Below are 18590 nucleotides of genomic sequence, written 5' to 3'. Positions count from 1 at the left end.
GAAAACAACTAATCTTTTCGTTATATTGCCATAACAAAGAATATCGTAATGAAAAGTAACCTTTTATTTATTTGCCTGCTTGCGCTGATTTTAACTTCCTGTAAACCGAAACCCGCCCAGTTCAACATCAAAGCCAGCAATATAGACAACAATGCGGTCTTGAGCGTTTTCGATGCAGTAACTGGTAAGCTTTACAAAGCAGAAAACATACACAATGGCGCACAGCTTTTTCATATTAACCTACCTAAGAAAGGTTATGCAAGTATGGAAATTGATGTACTCAATCGAAAAAGAAAATATTGGTTTTATCTTGATGAAGGCGATTATGAAATGAAAATTGATGGAAAGAAAACGGATTATCCAATAACTTCTGCATCTAGTGATTTGCAAAATGAGTTGATTAATTTTTATACCACAAGTGGCCGCAGAAAACAAATGATTGCAGATAGCCTGGAAGTTGCCACACAATTACTAGATACTGCAAACCCATTGAATGTAGATGCCCGGGCGCGCAATATGGAAAAGTGGCAAACAAAACTGGTTGATGCCGGAGTAGAAGCTGTAGAGAAATTTGCCATAAAGTACCCAAAATCTGAACTGAGTATTTTGTTAATGGAAGAAATAGGTGATATAGCCCAGAATCCTCAACGTTTTTCAAAAATTTTTAATGCACTTGATGCAAATGTGAGAGAAAGTAAACTAGGTGAAAAATTTAATATCCAACTGCAACGTGCTAACAAAATGGCCGTTGGAAGTATTATGCCGGCGATAGAAGGCAAAGATTTACAGGGAAAGAAATTTGACAAAAAAATTCTCAAAAAAACGAACCTGATTATTTGCTGGGCAGCGTACAGCGGCCAAAGCCGAAGAGATAATCTGGCCTTTGTTAAACTTTATGAGCGTTTCAAAAATGAAAACGTAGAGTTTATCAGCGTTTCTTTCGACAATTATGAAAGCTCATGGAAAAGCGGGATTGCAAAAAGTAAAATGAGCTGGCCACAATATTCTGACTTACTGGGTTCAAAATCTCCGAATGCAAAAAACCTAAGTAATTTTAACGCTTCTTATTACTTTATAATAGATCAATCCGGCAAAGTGCTTGCCAACAACATCAGCATGGATTTAGTTGCGCATGAGCTTGAAAAAGCAATCAAGAAGACTTCTTAAGGTTTTACTTGGACAAACGATTTAAACCATCGGTGCTGGAGGCATCTCCTGGTTTAATTAACAAGGCGCGTTCAAAACAACTTTTTGCTTCTGTTTTTCTTCCTGAAAATAGCAAAGACCAGCCCAACATGTGGTTCCCATCATAATCAAAAGGATAAAGGGTTACCACTTTTGCAAAATATTTTGCAGCAGCAGCATACTGCTTTCTATTGTAGATAATCACACCCGCCCAATAATTGGCTTGCGTATTCTGAGGATCAATTTTTAGAATATCGTTATACTGTGCCAATACTTTATCCCAACTGCTTAAAAGTGATAAGGGTTTAATTAAACCAAATTTTGCTTCTACAGCATTTGGGCGTATTCGGATTGCCCGAAAATAATAAGTCTGAGAAGAGGTATAATTTTTAGCCAAATAATACAACCAGCCAATTCTGAGATTGGTTTCATAATTATTTTCGGAGTAGAAAGGCATCACAAAACTGATCGCTTCAGCGTAATTTTTCTTGCCTTCTTCGTTATAACTGTTCTGAAAAGCTTTTTGCATAGCCGGATTTACTTGTCCACTTGCTTTAAAAGCTAACATTCCAAGAAAAGCAAACCATATAAATCGCTTTAAAAATTCCATGTAATACTTCCGTTAAATGAATGCTGTAAATAGTTAAATCTAAAAATATTATCTGATTTCCTTTCAAATGTATAATTCAGTCCGAATACCAGGTGCTCTTTTAACAAAAAATAACAGTTTGTCGCCGCTTTAAATCTAGTTTTATCAAAGCCGTTAAAAATATTTAAAGCATCGGCATCTGCATAATTATATTGATCTCCTAGTGTCGCCGATGTCTCAAGCCACAATTTATGCGCTGGCCGGAAACCAATAAGCTGATGATAAACAAAATTATCATTGCCAAGCACAGCTAGTAAAGACAACCTGCTGATGCTGTATAGGTTTAAATTATTCGTAATGTACTTCACGAATTTAAGATTATATTGTTTAGTGTCTTCTGTTCCGATTTGCGAAAGAATAAAATCTACCTGTACGTCGTAATTGCTTGCTGCGTATCTAAATCCTACCAAACCCGTATTGTTCTGAAAATCCTGGTTAAACAGGTTAGATTTCATATAATGATAGGCGCCAATTAAGTTTATTTTTCTAAAAGGCGTATAGTTTAATTTGGCGTAATATTCAGGTTGTCTGATATTGTCATTGCGAACAGGTTGCCGGTAATACACAAATGACTGCGACAAATTGAGCTTATAAAACAAACGTGTATTTACAAAAGCCCGGTTATAAGTAGAATTTCCACGCTCAAAAACATCGGTAAATTTCAAGCCAGATTCAAAACCTGCAGAAAGCATTTTAAATGAACTCGCCTTTTTCCCTTCAATATTTTTTTCTTCCAGATCTTTAGCCAGGTAAGCGGCATCTTCCAAGCGGTTCAGATATACATTACACAAATAGGTGTAATATAAAGCCGTTTGATTGAATCGATCGTCTTTTAAAATATGTGAATACTGTTTGAGTGCCGAACCATATTTTTGGCGAACAAAATAAGCATAGGCAAGGCGTAGCCGCAGCAAAGGAAAATCTTCGCCTTTGTCAATACTATTCTCTCCAAAAACAATAAGTGCTTTCCACTCGGCCGCATTGTATAATGCCAACGAAGTGCTATCTGTCTGTACGTAGTCAGATTGTGCTTGGCTGCTTTTCACAAAAACAACCAGTATACACATAATCAGGTAAGTACGGATTGCCATGTAAAACTTAATTTATCGCTTAAAATATCAAAACCTGTTATCCCCGAATCTGTAATATTAATCTCTGCCTGCAATGATGTTTTTTGCCGGTTAAATATTGATACACTGCTTTCCATATAAATTTTCGCCCCGTTATTTATGCCTTTAATCTGATTATGATATCTATTTTTCGTAAAAATATAGAAGGGCGAAAGCAAATCTTGAAGCCACAAACCAGGTTTAAAATCGCCGCCATCAATAGCGTACACATCTTCTACAGAATGACCAGAAAAAACTATTTTGTAAGCGGCTTTGTAAAACTTAAACAAAAATGATTTTTTACTTCCATAAAATCTGGTAAAGTAAAATACCGTTCCATTGTTTACAAAATACGCTATGCTTTGATTTTCGTGGCAGTAAAAATAAGTTGAGTTAAATTCATCGGTTCGTACTTCCCAGGTTTCACGTTTACTTTCGCCATCTGAAATTTCTGCTATATAACCCGGCAAAAAATGAAACGCATTTTTTAGATATGGATTAATTTCGGGCATTTGAATGCGTTGATTCTCTTTCGGGATTGTGAAAGATTGCAGTTGATTTGTATCTACACATACAAAATAAGCGAAAGGATAAGCCAGCGTTTTAGAGCCAACATACGGCGTAGCCTGCAGTTGAAAATGAATATGCGGTTCTGGTGATCGTCCGGAGTTTCCACAAAGGCCGATAATATCGCCTTGATGCACATAATCTCCGGTTTTTACTTTTGCAGAATTTTTCTTTAGATGGGAAACTTTACTGTATAGACCATCGCTGTGTTTAATGATGATGGTATTTCCCCAGTTTTCTTTCAGGTTTACCTGCCCTATTGCATTATCCTCAACATGTGTAATCACTTCTTCAACATACCCATCTGCTACTGCCAATACAGGTTTTGCAAAGCAGTAGTAATTTTCGGGTTTTATCCCCTCATCAGAATAGGTTTTCCCATCAAGGTCTTTCAATAAAAAATCTAAAGCCTGGTTCCATTCTCCGCGATGTGTTATCTCTCCGCCATAACCCTGAGAAACATCCCAAGTGCCCATAAAAGGCAAAGTGAGATTGATGTACCTAAATTCTTTTAGCCGTTCTTGTCCATTATGGTGTTGGTACAAATTAACTTCAGGCGCATAATTCTGAAAAGAGGTTAGCGTTAGTGTTCCTGTAGATTTACGCAGCATAAAAAAATACAGCAAACCAATTGTAGCGATGCAGAACGGAAGGGAAAAAACCGGAAGATTGTAAATACCTAAGAAACGGCTAATGCCATTAACCAATAAAAAAGTGAATGGAACAGTAGCAATTGCCCATGCATAAGAACGCCAGGACGGAACGAGAAAAAAACCGCCAATGGCGCAGCTTACCATCATAAAATTGGCGCCCAAATGGTAGTTACTAATCCCTTCGGGATAAATTCCGATGATGTGATTAAGCATACAGGCGCACACAAAACCAATCACAAGTAAACTAAATCCAATTCTGGAATGGATAAAAAAACCAACGCTAATAAGTAAACCTGCCAACACATTATCCTGAAAGAGCACTGCGCTTACCGATCTGAAAAACAAACTGAGGTATTTTAAACCATGAGCACTTAAAAAATAATCTGCACCATCAATAAATTGTGTATTTCTGGTGGTAAGTTCAAAAATAACGTAGCTGCTTTTTTGCATTAATCCCATTCCGGCATAACCGTTTACGGCAATCAATGCAATCCAGAACGTAAATACAAAAGGTATAGAAAGCGTGGGCAAAGCATATTTAGAAAGTAAAGTATGCAAATTAACGCTAATCACAACGCACAATAAAATGGCCGTGAATAACCAAAGCCAGAAGGCTGCGTTTAAATTGAAAAAGGTTCCGAAACCAATACCCAGCAATAATGCATTAAAACTAAATAATCCCGCTTTAATTTCTTCGCGACAAAAGCCAAGTGTGGTAAGCAAGATTAAAGAACTTAAAACACTAACAAGCCCTGCAATGCCAGCTACCGGACTAAAAAAAGACACGATTAACAATAAAACACCAAAAACTTTATTCTGAGAAAAGAATAAAATTGCATAGCTGTTTAGCGTTGCCAAAGTGTAGTATTTTATGGTTTTCTTCAAGTGCTTCAATCTCGTTTATAGCTGCTATTTTAGATGCTGAGGAATTTCTTCCATCATTTCGATGTACTCCAATGTTTCGCTTTTTCTAATCCGATGTACGGCTCCGTTTAAATCAATCATCACAACGGCTGGCCTTAGGTTAATAAATTGCATCCATTGGCTCATATTGTATGCACCAACTTTGTGTACAATAACACAATCGCCAACTTCTAAAAGGGGCAGATTTACCCGTTCCCGCACGACATCAATATTCATACAAAGTGGGCCGCAAAGAACCGTTTCTTCTGTATACTGACTGGCTTCTTGCGCTACGCTTATTTTGTGGTTGTACCAATTGGAAGTGAATAAGATATTTACACCGAAATCTACAATTGTAGCCCGGCGCCCGTCGGCCAGTCTTTTGTTCGCAATTACGCTCCCCAGCAGATAACCTGCATCATCTATTAGTGCTCTTCCACTTTCTAAAATAAGCAAGGGAAGTTCATTTTGTACAAATCCTGCCTCTAAAATAGTTGTCGTAATAACTTCAGCAAATTCATCAATAGATGGAACAGTATCTACGCCTGGTAAATACGCGCCCTTAATTGTATTTGTTGAAGGGAAACCGCCGCCCAAATCTAAATAATGGATAGGATTATTGAGTTCGCTTTTGCACCTGATGGCCAATACCGATAATTTAGCTGCAGCGACTGCATATGCTGATGTAGATAACATGAACGTTCCGATGTGACAGTGCAAGCCCACCAAATCTATCATCTTTGTAGAAACAGCTTTAGAAATTGCCGACCATGCCTGTCCATTTTCATAATTGAAACCAAAACGATCCCAGGATGGATACACGCCAATATCAAAATTTACTCGAATGGCAACTTTGGCTTTAATACCCAATTGATTGGCAACGCGGATGATTAAATACAATTCATCCAAATGATCTATATGAATTAAAGAATGTTGTGCAATGGCCAGATTAAGATCTTCTTCCTTTTTATCCGGGCCGTTGAAAATAATTTGGCTGCCTACAACACCATTCGCCAACGCTTTTTGATATTCAAAACCAGAAACCACTTCTGCCCAGCTCCCTTCCTGATGAAAAACCTTACAAACCGCATTGAGGTAGTTGGTTTTATAGCTCCACGCAAACTGAACTTTTGGGTATCTGGTTTTGAAAGACCTAACTGCCGATTGGTAATTTCTACGAATCTGACGCTCTGAAAGCACAAAAAGCGGAGAGCCAAAATCATTTTTCAGCTGCAAAACCGAAACATTATCGATCTCTTTTAAGGGATCAAGATCTTTCCGTGTACCGAATTTATTCATCAGTCCGGCGTTCATCTTACGTATCGTAGGTCTTTCGTATTTTTGTTTCATAAGGTTAAAACCTTTTCAGAGCGTTATTTAATTATCGTAAATTAATTTTATAGTTCGCCAAAGGCGGATAGTTTCTGGAAATCTTCAATATCTACAATATTATCCCAAGCATAGCGTACAAACATTTTTCCGGCAAAATATTGTTCAAAGGGCACTATTTCTTTGCCAAGAGCCATTGTAATCAATGCAAGTGGTTGGTTTTGCCCAGCGGCAACAGTTAAATAAATCCATGCCGGAAAACGTGGATTAATTTCCATAATAAACAGATCACCATTTTCCTGCTTCATAATTTCCAGTTCAAAACCACCTTTCCAGCTACTTGCTTTTGCAAAATCTTTCGCCAGCTGAACCAGTTTTTCATCCTCTATTGTTACGCCTGCCCAGGCTTTACCTTTATCGGTAATGTAAAGTTTACGCATAGGCACCACGCTTATTGCATTTCCTTTACCATCGCCAAGGCCGGCAATATTAATCTCAGTTCCTTTAATAAATTTCTGCCCAATAACCGGCAAACCCCAACTGGCGTGAATGTTATGAAACACACGCTTTGCATCGTGATAATTTTGAACAATATGTGCTTCATAAAAGCGCCCTTTTACCACCAAAGGAAAACCAAGTTCTTCTAATGTCTGATACAGATCCTCTTCATTGTATATAATTTTATCACTGGGTACATTAAATCCATTTGTATCGCCAAAACGCTTTAAATTCACTTTATCGCGCTGTTCTAATTGCTGGTGAGAAGGTAGAAAACTATATATACCCAATGCTTTTAACTCCTTTTCGATCTTGATAAAATTGAACAATTCTGCGTCAAAATTTGGGATAATGACATCAATCCCTTCAATTTCATCTATGTATTTTAAGCGGTCTATCAATGCATCCGTTCCTGCAGTGGGATAAGGAATTCTATATGTCTTATCAACTTGTGCGGGCAGATACACCGCTGCCTCCAATGTTTCATAGGCTAAGCCAATAATCTTTACATTTCCTTGTAATCCTTCCCTTAAAGCGCGTACTACAGCCAAACCCGGACCCGGATTGTCGTTCGCGTTTAGCCCGCTAACGGCAACCGTTAGTAAGCCAGACTTACTTTTATCAGAAAAAAAATGCATGATTAGTATTTATTATGGATTTAAGCTTAGCGCTCCAACAGGTTTGCTTCCTTAAGCTGCAACATATATTCCTGCCAGTCGCGGTCTAGCTGACAGCTATCTACTTCGTATTTATCTAAAATCCGCTTTTTAATAGAGGCTTCGCTTTCACCAAGTTTTAAGTAACCCAGAATCTCTGCAGCAATGGCATTACTACTAAAAGAATCGCCCGTAGCCGGATTAAAGATAAATCCGTTTTCACTGGTGGCTATGTTTGCTTTTAACTTCATAAATATGGAATACCCAAGATATTAAATGTTACTTTTCTGCTGATTGATAAAACTACTATACGCATCGCCAATAGGCAATTCTGCATTACTGAGGTTTACCTTTCTGTTATGTATAGATTTAATTTTATTTAGTGCAACAATGAAACTTCTGTGTACGCGGGCAAACTGATCTGAGGGAAGTTTTTCCAATACTTTTTTCATGGTCATTAATGTAAGTATCGGTTTTTCACTGGTATTGATGTAAATCTTCAGGTAATCGCCCATACTCTCAATATATTCCATTTCACGAAGCAGAATTTTAATCATTTTATATTCAGAATATACAAAGATACTTTCGTCATTTACCGATTCATGCGATGCATTTTTGTATTTATGAAAATCAATTGCTTTTTCTACCGCAGCGGTAAACCGCGAAAAATCGATTGGCTTAAGTAAATAGTCGATGGCTTGAAGTTCGTAACTTTCAAAAGCATAATTCCGGTAGGCCGTAGTAAAAATAATCATCGGACTATTGGTTAAACTGCGCACCAATTCTACACCGGTAATATCGGGCATATTTACATCAACGAAAAGTAGATCTACCGGGTTTTGCTTCAAATATTCGGCTCCGGATAGTGCATCTTCGAAAACGTGAATCAGCTGAAGCCCCGGAAATTTTGAAACATATGTTTTGATCAATTCTAGTGCTAATGGTTCATCATCAATAGCCACACATCTTAAAGCCATATTATCATTTTAGTTTTAGCAATTTACAGAAAGATTAACGGAAAACATGTCTCCATCTGTTCTTATGTCCAATTTGTTCTTATGGGGATACACATGCTCTAAGCGCTGTTTGGTATTTGAGATTCCAATCCCCCGGCGTTCTAAAGTAGATTTGTGCGAATATATCTTGTTCTGACAAAAAAACAACAGTTGATTTGGGCTAATACTTAAATTGATTTGAATAATCGTTTTTTCCTTTTTAGTAACGCCATATTTAAACGCATTTTCTATAAAAGTCATAAAAATAAGTGGCGCAATGCTTTTTCCATCCGGCTTACCCTGAACATTGAAATTGATTTCGGCATCAGCGCCCAAACGCAAACGTTGTAATTCGATATAATCGCGGATACAATCAATTTCATCTTTTAGCAAAACCGAATCCTGAGTAACATCGTCGGTTACATAGCGCATAATATTAGAAAGTTTCATAATACTTTCAGAAGTATGTTCACTGTTGATGACAGACTGGGTATAAATATTATTGAGCGTATTAAACAGAAAGTGAGGATTGATTTGTGCTTTAAGGAAAGACAGTTCAGCATGCACTTTTTCGGCTTCCGCTTTTACCACTTTAGATTCTGCAGTTTGCCAACGCTGTACTGTGCTGGTAGAAATACTCAAGCCAATAATCATCATAAAGATAAATAAACTGATTACATCAATATTTTCCGATTGATGCAAATCCAGAATACCTTTTTGTTTCTTCAGATTAGGATCTTGCATACGCAAATCCTGGTTGGGTAGCGGGCCAAAAGGCATGCCTGCAGCAGGCCCAACAATAGAATCTTTACCCGGCTGCAGTGATTGATTAAGGCCATTTGGCTGATTATCTTGCACACCACGCAAAGCAGCAATCACATTTTTATTATGCCCCAATAAATTATCATATGGCTGTGAATAATAGACAAAACTAAAAAGGCCCAAAATCAATGTTCCGTATAGAAGATATTTCTTTCTAAACATAAACTTTGGGACTAAAACCAAAGCATTTAGATAAAACATGAGCATATATGTTAAGCAAAAAAGCCAGTAATATGGCGATGCCAGAAGCAACAAGCTACTTTGCCCTGATTGCTCATTATTGATAAATACCAATGGAAAAGTAAGAAACAAAAGCCAACCAGCAATATGGATAATGAAAGTTGGTGTTTTAAAGCGTTGCATCCTGCAAATTAAGTGATTTTAGTAGTAGAGTTTATGTTTATTAAAAGTTACAAATAAATATATATCGCGAAAAATGTTAAACTTCTCAGTCTGAGCCTTAAAACAACATGATGACGACCGACAACTTTGCCGGATGTTTTTTTTAGTATACCAATGCCGCGCGTTTATCGTAATTGATTGCGATTTCATCATTCAGCTTCACCATAAATGTTTCTGTAGGATCTGACGCCGATTCATAACTCAAAATCAAAAAATTGCCTACCATTTCATGAAGTACCAGTTTTGAGCTGGTGTAGGTTAATGAAACTATATGCGCTGCTTTATTGGTCAAATCAGATTCACAGATATGAAATTCAGCCCAGTCAAACCGAATTGATTTTCCATCAGTAGTATGCAGTACAGGTGTTTTATGCTCCAAAGATTCTACACTGTCCACTACTGCATAATTTAGTTTTTGATGTAAAGATGCAGCTTCGGGATTTGCATTTACCATAGAAGAAAAAGTGTTTAAACGTTCATCGAGGTTAAATATTCTGGATTTTTTCTGAAATTCTTTGTACGAATCGTGGTAAATACGTCTTTCAAATTCAGTTTTGCACATAAAGTTGAAATATTGTTTTGTACTTAAGTTGATGTGAGCTAAAGCCATAATACCTGGTGTTTATTGCTGTTTCAAATATGATTACTTAAAAAAATTAAACTTATAGTGTATCGGTAAACGTTGATTTTCAATCGGCAAACCACAAATCTATTGGTGAATGATGAAAAAACGGTGAATACATTAAGTAAGCTAAAACGTAAAGCAGAGGCAATACGCGTCATCACCCATCAGAATTTTTAAACAAAAACGGAATATTAACATTATTTAACGTAAACAAAAACAGCTCCTGATTCCAGGAGCTGCTTAAAATACAAGTGAATTTTATTATTGGGCTTCCAATTCGCGATCCAAATGTTCGGTAACGCGTTGTATGGTATTGTCAATCGTATTGCTTAAAATGGTAAGGTATGAGCCTTTCTGCGCCTGATCCAGCGCATCTTTTAAACATGCTGCGCTGTTGTGGTTAATGATAATCTCTTTACCCGGATCAACTTCGTATATTCCTTTAAGCAACAGATCTGTGAGTTCCTGTTGTTCGCGGCCGCGCAGATACTTCTCCTGGCAGATGTAGATTTTATCAAACATTTCTGCCGCAATCCTTGCCGTTTCTACGATATCTTCATCGCGCCTGTCGCCCGTACCAGAAATAATACCTACATGTTCTGTTGCTTCTACAGATTTAAGATATTCTTTCACGCCGTTAAAACCATCAGGATTGTGGGCAAAATCTACCAATACTTTAAAATCTTTAAAACGGAAAACATTCATTCTGCCTGGTGTATGCGCAGCAGAAGGAATAAAAGTTTCAAGAGATAAACGAATATCTTCTGGTTTATATCCCCACAAATATGCAGCAAGCGTTGCTGCCAGCACATTCTGGATCATAAAACTTACAGAGCCACCAAACGTTAACGGAATGTGTGTGGCTTTATCTACTCTAAGTTTCCAATCTCCGGTTTTTATTGTGATGTAACCGTTCTCATAAATAGCCGCGATGCCGCCTTTTTTACAATGGTCTTTAATTACCGGATTACTTTCGTCCATACTGAAGTATGCAACGTTACATCTCGCATCTCTTGCAATTTTTACACAATAGGTATTGTCTGCGTTCAATACCGCCCAGCCTTTTCTGCGTACTGCACCAATTACAACAGATTTTACACGCGTTAAATCTTCCAGTGTATGAATATCAGAAATGCCCAGGTGATCTTCCTGAATATTGGTTACCACGCCGATATCGCAGGCATTAAAACCCAAACCAGAGCGTAATATTCCGCCACGCGCAGTTTCCAGTACCGCAAACTCTACAGTCGGATCTTTAAGTATAAACTCCGCACTTACCGGTCCAGTTGTATCGCCTTTCATCAACATCGTATTGTGTACGTAAACGCCATCGCTGGTGGTAAAACCAACACGTTTACCATTACTACGGATAATATGTGCAATAAGGCGTGTTGTAGTTGTTTTTCCATTGGTTCCGGTTACAGCAATAATCGGAATCTGAGAAAGTTTACCTTGCGGATACAACATATCTATTACAGATGCTGCAACGTTTCTGGGCAAGCCCTCGCTTGGTGCAAGATGCATTCTGAAACCCGGTGCTGCATTTACTTCCAAAACCACACCTCCATTTTCAGTTAATGGCTGAGTCAGGTTTTTCGCCATAATATCAATCCCGCAGATGTCCAATCCAATTACACGAGATATACGTTCACAGATAAAAATATTCTGTGGGTGTACAAGATCGGTAACATCTACAGATGTTCCGCCGGTACTTAAATTTGCGGTAGATTTCAGATAAACCGTTTCACCGTCTTGTGGTACGCTATCCAGCGTATACTCCAACTTGGCCAATAAATCAAGCGTATCGCGATCAACGGAAATTTCTGTAAGTACATTCTCATGCCCATAACCACGGCGCGGATCTTCGTTTTCCAGGTCAATCAATTCCTGAATCGTGTTTACGCCATTGCCTTTTACATGTGCAGGATTTCGCTGGGCTGCAGCCACCATTTTGTTGTTGATGACCAATACACGAAAATCATAACCAGTGATAAATTTTTCTATAATTACCCGCCTTGAATAACTTTTGGCGTATTCAAATGCTGAATACGATTCTTCCAATGTTTTAACATTAATAGTAGCGCCTTTACCATGATTTCCGTCTAATGGCTTAAACACCAAGGGGAAACCAACTTTCTGAACAGAAGTTTCAAGATCCTCCACGTTAGAAATGGTTACTCCAGATGCAACTGGTATTGCGGCTTCTGTAAGTAATCTTTTGGTTTCTTCTTTATTGCTGGCAATATCAACTGCGATAGAACTGGTGTGTTCTGTCATCGTTGCTCTGAAACGAACCTGATTTTTGCCGTAACCCAATTGTACCAACGAACTTTTGTTTAGTCTGATCCAGGGAATATTCCGGCTAACGGCTTCTTCTACAATAGAACCTGTACTTGGGCCGAGGCGTTCGAGCTCACGGATTTCCTTCATCTTTCTGATGTCGTGCTCCAAATCATACGCTCTGCCTTCTATTAAAGCTTCGGCGATTTTAACTGCTGCCTCTGCGGCATAAACACCTACCTTTTCTTCCAGGTAACTGAATACAACATTGTAAATGCCTTCGGTTTTAGTTTGCCTGGTGCGTCCAAAACCCGTTTCCATACCGGCTAGTGTTTGAATTTCAAGCGCAATATGCTCTATAACATGGCCCATCCATGTACCTTCTTTCACCCGCATAAAAAAGCCACCCTCAACACCTTTTGAACAGCGGTGACAAAACATACTCGGCAAAAGCGCCTCTATACGCGCACTAAATCCTTCAATCACATTGGTGGGTTTCTGCTCCAGATCTTCCAGATCAAGGCGCATTTGTATCAGTTTTTTACGGCTTATCGACCATATATTTGGCCCTCTAAGTACTTGTATTTTTGATATCTTCATTGTTAAAATATGTTCTGTATTGTCTTAACTAAACAAGCATTTTTGGCCCATTAAAAAACTTATTTTGGTATAGAATTGATGACTGTAAATTATGCAATATATTTATATTCTAATACTGCATTTAGCTTAATCATTTTTATAGCTTAATTGTTTGCTTTTGAGGATCTAATGAAAGAAAAAAACAGTTAATTCTGGTTTTTGTATGTCATTAAAATGAATATTAATGCCAAAATTGTCGTGTTTTTTATCTCAAGCTAATATATTTGGCTTTTTCCAACATTAAATAAACAAGAATGATTCCCAAGGGTAAACTCATCATCATTGGTGGCGCAATAAATACAGGCAGTTTTGCCGAAACACAATTCGGTTTAACAGACAACATGAATTTTTTTGAACGTGGTATTTTAAAGCGGATTACTACAGAATCAATTCAAGACACTGAATCGAGATTTGAAATCATAACTACTGCATCTCTGATGCCAGAGCGTGTAGGTGAAGAATACATTAAAGCATTTGCACAACTTGATGTGCACAACTTAGGTGTTTTAAATATCTCAAACAGAGAAGAAGCCAATGCCGATGAAAACTATGAACGCATTAAAGCTGCAGATGTAATTATGTTTACCGGCGGTGATCAGTTGCGCCTTTCCTCTATTTTCGGAGGAACAAAAATTCACCAGATCTTACTCGAAAAATATAAAACAGAACCCGTTGTTATTGCCGGAACATCTGCAGGTGCAGCGGCAAGTTCCAAAAATATGATTTACCAGGGAAGCAGTAAAGATGCTTTACTGAAAGGCGAAGTGAAAATTACAGGCGGACTTGGCTTTATTGACGATGTAATTGTTGATACACATTTTGTACAGCGCGGGCGTATTGGCCGATTGCTCTACGCAGCAGCAAGTAATCCTGGAAATTTGGGCATCGGACTTGGTGAAGATACCGGTTTATTTATTTCTGAAGGGCACCGTATGGAAGCGATTGGTTCTGGAATGGTTATTCTTGTTGATGGCCGACAAATGGCCGATACCAATTTAACAGATGTGGAAATGGGACAACCAGTTTCAATCAAAAATATGGTGGTACACGTAATGTGCGATGGCGATGTTTATGATTTGAGTGATCACAGCCTGAAAATCCATCACCCTAAAGTAAGCCCGATTGCCTAATCATAAACCTGAAGGTCTTTATCCATTTACAATATGAAACTGATTATCCACGGTGGTTTTTTTAGTGAATCCTCTACAAACCAAACAACAAAAAAGGCAAAACAGGATGCGCTATCCAGAATTGTTTCGCTCGGACATGAATATCTGAAAACGCATACTGCGCTTGAAACCGTTGTGTATACTGTTGCACTTCTTGAAGATGACCAACTTTTCAATGCCGGTATTGGCTCACAAATTCAAAGTGATGGAAAAATTCGCCTTAGTGCATCTTTAATGGATGGTAAAACGGAAAAGTTTAGTGGCGTTATCAATATCGAAGACGTTAAAAATCCAATTCAGATTGCTCATCAACTTTTGCCATTTGACGATCGGGTACTGAGCGGAGAGGGTGCTGAGGTTTTTGCCCGGAATCATGGCTTCGAGTATTTTAATCCGATAACAGAACAAAGACAAAGCGAATACGAAGCAAAACTAAATCAACAAAATAATAAAGGTACCGTTGGATGCGTAGCGCTTGATGCGGATGGGAACCTTGCAGCAGCTACCTCTACAGGAGGAAAGGGATTTGAAATTCCCTGTCGCGTGAGCGATTCTGCTACTGTTGCCGGCAATTATGCGAACCAGTATGCAGGTATTTCTTGCACCGGCGTTGGTGAAGATATTGTTAGTGGGGCACTTGCCTCAAAGATTGTTACACGCGTAACAGACGGGTTTTCTTTGAAAGATGCCTCTGATAAATCATTCAAAGAATTAAAAGCTTTTGATGGTTTTGCTGGTGTAGTTGGCATATCTGCAGCTGGCGAAATTTACCACTGCGATTCGCATCCCTACATGGTGTGGGCATCTTTTGATCTTAATTTACAGGTATTTAACTAAAATATCATTTAAAGTATTATTTTTGTTGCATGCGAAAAATAGTATTGGCAATAACCTGCCTGATTGCATCCCTTCAAACTAATGCTCAGAACATCATCAAATCTGATCTTCAGGAACCATCATCCGGAGGTAATGCAATCACTATAGCCATTTCTAAATTCGACCTCGCCGATGGCGATACTTTTTTTGATGAAGCCGAAGGTCTGGAACGCAAAGGTGATTATAACGAAGCTCTGACCCTTTTTGGTAAAGCAGCTTTCGAATATAATGCCATCAAAAACTTTAATCGCTATGGACAAGCCATCATCAAGATGAGCAACATGCATTATCAGCTCGGACGGTACACAGATGCGGAACAGATTTTACTCAATGTTGCTCTGAAAAACTATTCCAAACTCGGCAGTAAAAGCGGAATGATGAATACCTATAATTTACTCGGACGCGTATACCTGGCCAATAACCATTATACGCAGTCTATGTGGTTTTACACACAACAAGGCATTCTGGCTAAACAACTCAAACAAAATATACCTTATATAGAATCTATTTTGGGCATCGTACAGGTAAAAATCAGAAAAAAGGATTTTACCCTTGCATTGCGCGATCTGAAAACAGCGGAATGGTTGGCCAGTTCCATAAAATCTACACAGTACAAAGGCCAGATTAGGGACGCCCGCGAACTGATTTCAGAAAAAATGTCTGCAAAAAAACCACGCAGTTAATCTACTTTTCCTATTTAATTTTTCTGTAATTTTTTAACTGTATCGCAAAAGCACAAGTGATTAGGCAAAACAAATTCTTTACCATTGCGTTAGCATTAAAAAGAGTTAGAAATTAATAAAGCTTTTGCTAGCTTTGATACGTTTTAGACTAGAGACGGTAATAATGCTGTCTCTTTTTTGTTTTTTTGCTAAAATCGTATCATATTGGCTATATAGAATTGGAAATGGATTTTAAATCATTTAAAGAGATGTTAAAGAGAATATTTTTTATAATTTTTACCGCAGCTGTTCTGGCCTGCCATGCTTCGCCCAAAGAGCAGCCTATTGTTGAAGGCGTTACAAATGTTAAACCAGATGAGCAACAACAACTGGTAATCAGAGAGGTAGTGAACCTGATTGAGAGCTACAATTACAAAAAAATTCAGGTTAATGATTCTATTTCGTCTCTAATTTTAGACAAATACATAAAATCGCTAGATCAGGGAAAAAACTATTTTCTGGCATCAGATATTAAAGAGTTTGAAAAATACAGATACACTTTAGACGATGATTTTAAAAACGGCGATTTAAGTGCTCCATTCTATATCTATAATGTATATGCAAAGCGTTTAAATGAATATTTCACCTATTCTCTTGCGCAAATCAAAACCAAATTTGATTTCAACCAAAACGATACTTACGTATATGATCGGGAGAAAATGCCTTGGGCAGTATCAAGTACAGCATTAAATGATACCTGGAAAAAAAGAGTTAAATACGAGTTAATCAATCTGAACCTTGCAGGCACGGCGCAGGCAAAAAATGTTGAAACACTCACAAAAAGATATCAAAACCTGCAATCACAAACCTCAAAAACCAACAATCAGGACGTTTTCCAGATCTTGATGGATGCATTTACAGAATCAATAGATCCGCATACAAATTATTTCAATCCAACAAATGCCATCGCGTTTAATGAAGATATGTCGCGCTCTTTTGAAGGTATTGGTGCACGTTTACAACTAGAGAACGAGGTGGTTAAAATTGCCGAAATTATTGCTGGCGGTCCTGCATTCAAAGGAAAACAACTTGGCACGGGCGATAGAATTATTGCTGTTGCACAGGGTGAAGGTGAATTTGTAGATATCGTTGGTTGGAGATTAGATGCTACGGTATCGAAAATAAAAGGTCCGAAAGGAACAAAAGTACGTTTGAAAGTGATTCCTTCAGGAAAAGAAATGTCATCAAAACCAGTAATTATTGAATTGGTAAGAGACAAGATCGTTCTGGAAGAAACATCAGCAAAGAAAAAAGTTAAAACTGTAAACAGCAATGGCAAAACCTATAAAATGGGTATCATCACCTTGCCTGCTTTTTATGCAGATTTTAAAGCCGCAAATGCCGGCGATAAAAATTATAAAAGTACCACACGTGATGTGAGAAAACTGATCGACTCGCTGAAAACTTTTGATAAAGTTGACGGAATCATTATGGATTTACGTGGCAATGGCGGTGGTTCATTGGTTGAAGCCATTTCTTTAACCGGTTTATTTATTGACCGCGGACCAGTTGTACAGGTTAAGGATTTACGTGGCAAAATTGAGGTAGATGAAGATGAAAATGCCGGCGTTGCCTGGGATGGTCCATTTGGCGTAATGGTAGATCGCCTAAGTGCTTCTGCTTCAGAAATTTTTGCTGGTGCCATTCAGGATTATGGCCGTGGTATTATTATGGGTAGCCAGACTTATGGTAAAGGAACGGTACAATCTTCTATAGATTTGAATAAACTGGTTAATCCAAGTATGCTGCAACGTATTGCTGGTTTGGTGGCTAAAAATAAAACTGTAGGCACCTCGCCTAGCGCCACTAACGCTCAGGATATCAATCTCGGTCAGATTAACTTAACAATGGCTAAGTTTTATCGCGTTGCCGGAAGCAGTACACAACATAAAGGCGTATTGCCTGATGTGGTTTTCCCATCACTGTATCCAATGGATAAAATTGGTGAAGATACAGAGCCATCTGCCTTACCTTGGGACGTGATTCCAAGTTCTAACTTTAAAGCTGTAGCAAATTTAAGCGCTGTGAAAGCTGGCTTAATCAAAAATAGCGAACAACGCGTTGCCAGTTCTTTGGATTTCAAATACCTTAAAGAAGATATTGCCACTTTAAAGAAACGTGATGCTGAAGTATCGGTTACTTTAAACGAAGCTAAACTTAAAGGAGAGCGTGATGATCAGGAAGCAAAAACTCTTGCAAGAAAAAATGAACTAAGGGCTTTGCGTGGTTTACCAGCAATTAAAAAAGGTGATAAAGTAACCAAAGAAGACGATTTCGATTTTATTGAAGATGAATCGTTAAAAGTAATGGGCGACTTTATGCAACAATCCGGAAATTATGTAATGAACTTAGGTGTAGCCAAGTTCTAAGTATAAATAAAATTCATTTCACAAGCCTTCGGATATATCCGAAGGCTTTTTTTAATTCATTTTTTCCAAAAATAACCGTCAATCTGAGCCTGTCAAAGAGCAGCAAAACGTTTCAACACAAGAAAGCTTACCCTAGCATTCA

Annotated in this window: 15 protein-coding genes; 5 read left to right on the top strand and 10 right to left on the bottom strand. The window is 38.0% G+C overall.

Going from position 1 to position 18590, the window contains the following annotated elements; all coding sequences use genetic code 11:
* The first annotated feature begins 48 nt into the window (after positions 1-48).
* A complete protein-coding gene (locus tag ACJVDH_RS00915; protein ID WP_443945706.1) occupies positions 49-1167 on the top strand; it encodes a peroxiredoxin family protein in 1119 nt (372 codons plus the stop codon).
* Positions 1168-1171: 4 nt separating this feature from the next.
* Here ACJVDH_RS00915 and ACJVDH_RS00910 read toward each other — a convergent pair whose 3' ends face one another.
* The 10 genes from ACJVDH_RS00910 to cphA form a co-directional block, all read right to left on the bottom strand.
* Positions 1172-1753: a tetratricopeptide repeat protein gene (locus ACJVDH_RS00910; RefSeq protein WP_443945705.1), complete on the bottom strand. Its 582-nt coding sequence runs from the start codon at positions 1751-1753 to the stop codon at positions 1172-1174.
* Between the two features lie 29 nt (positions 1754-1782).
* Positions 1783-2925: a hypothetical protein gene (locus ACJVDH_RS00905; protein ID WP_443945704.1), complete on the bottom strand. Its 1143-nt coding sequence runs from the start codon at positions 2923-2925 to the stop codon at positions 1783-1785.
* Positions 2904-5048, bottom strand: coding sequence for an urea transporter (locus tag ACJVDH_RS00900; RefSeq protein WP_443945703.1), 2145 nt, complete (start codon positions 5046-5048; stop codon positions 2904-2906). The genes ACJVDH_RS00905 and ACJVDH_RS00900 overlap by 22 nt, the downstream gene beginning before the upstream one ends.
* Positions 5049-5072: 24 nt before the next feature.
* Entirely contained in the window at positions 5073-6416 is a 1344-nt protein-coding gene (locus ACJVDH_RS00895) for a hypothetical protein (RefSeq protein ID WP_443945702.1), read from the bottom strand.
* A 47-nt stretch (positions 6417-6463) separates the two neighbouring features.
* Positions 6464-7531 (bottom strand): ATP-grasp domain-containing protein, encoded by a 1068-nt coding sequence (locus ACJVDH_RS00890; protein WP_443945701.1) that lies wholly within the window; start codon positions 7529-7531, stop codon positions 6464-6466.
* 26 nt (positions 7532-7557) lie between these two features.
* Positions 7558-7800 carry a PqqD family protein gene (locus ACJVDH_RS00885; protein WP_443945700.1) on the bottom strand — a complete coding sequence of 81 codons (243 nt, stop codon included), beginning with the start codon at positions 7798-7800 and terminating at the stop codon, positions 7558-7560.
* Between the two features lie 21 nt (positions 7801-7821).
* Positions 7822-8526 (bottom strand): LytR/AlgR family response regulator transcription factor, encoded by a 705-nt coding sequence (locus ACJVDH_RS00880; protein ID WP_443945699.1) that lies wholly within the window; start codon positions 8524-8526, stop codon positions 7822-7824.
* 15 nt (positions 8527-8541) lie between these two features.
* Positions 8542-9729 carry a sensor histidine kinase gene (locus tag ACJVDH_RS00875; RefSeq protein WP_443945698.1) on the bottom strand — a complete coding sequence of 396 codons (1188 nt, stop codon included), beginning with the start codon at positions 9727-9729 and terminating at the stop codon, positions 8542-8544.
* Positions 9730-9871: 142 nt separating this feature from the next.
* Positions 9872-10378: a hypothetical protein gene (locus tag ACJVDH_RS00870; protein ID WP_443945697.1), complete on the bottom strand. Its 507-nt coding sequence runs from the start codon at positions 10376-10378 to the stop codon at positions 9872-9874.
* Positions 10379-10654: 276 nt separating this feature from the next.
* Positions 10655-13273 carry a cyanophycin synthetase gene (cphA, locus tag ACJVDH_RS00865; RefSeq protein ID WP_443945696.1) on the bottom strand — a complete coding sequence of 873 codons (2619 nt, stop codon included), beginning with the start codon at positions 13271-13273 and terminating at the stop codon, positions 10655-10657.
* A gap of 293 nt (positions 13274-13566) precedes the next feature.
* On the opposite strand from cphA, the gene ACJVDH_RS00860 reads away from it, so the two are divergent.
* The 4 genes from ACJVDH_RS00860 (at position 13567) to ACJVDH_RS00845 (ending at position 18448) form a co-directional block, all read left to right on the top strand.
* Positions 13567-14442: a cyanophycinase gene (locus ACJVDH_RS00860; protein ID WP_443945695.1), complete on the top strand. Its 876-nt coding sequence runs from the start codon at positions 13567-13569 to the stop codon at positions 14440-14442.
* Positions 14443-14475: 33 nt separating this feature from the next.
* Positions 14476-15318, top strand: coding sequence for an isoaspartyl peptidase/L-asparaginase (locus tag ACJVDH_RS00855; RefSeq protein WP_443945694.1), 843 nt, complete (start codon positions 14476-14478; stop codon positions 15316-15318).
* A gap of 29 nt (positions 15319-15347) precedes the next feature.
* Complete coding sequence (locus ACJVDH_RS00850; RefSeq protein ID WP_443945693.1) at positions 15348-16040, top strand: hypothetical protein; 693 nt, start codon at positions 15348-15350, stop codon at positions 16038-16040.
* A 248-nt stretch (positions 16041-16288) separates the two neighbouring features.
* Positions 16289-18448, top strand: coding sequence for a carboxy terminal-processing peptidase (locus ACJVDH_RS00845; RefSeq protein ID WP_443945692.1), 2160 nt, complete (start codon positions 16289-16291; stop codon positions 18446-18448).
* Positions 18449-18590: the final 142 nt, after the last annotated feature.

This window comes from Pedobacter terrestris (genome assembly GCF_052343045.1).
Taxonomy (GTDB): domain Bacteria; phylum Bacteroidota; class Bacteroidia; order Sphingobacteriales; family Sphingobacteriaceae; genus Pedobacter.
The sequence above is the reverse complement of the archived record's forward strand: the minus strand, read 5'-3'. Positions and strand labels throughout refer to the sequence as shown.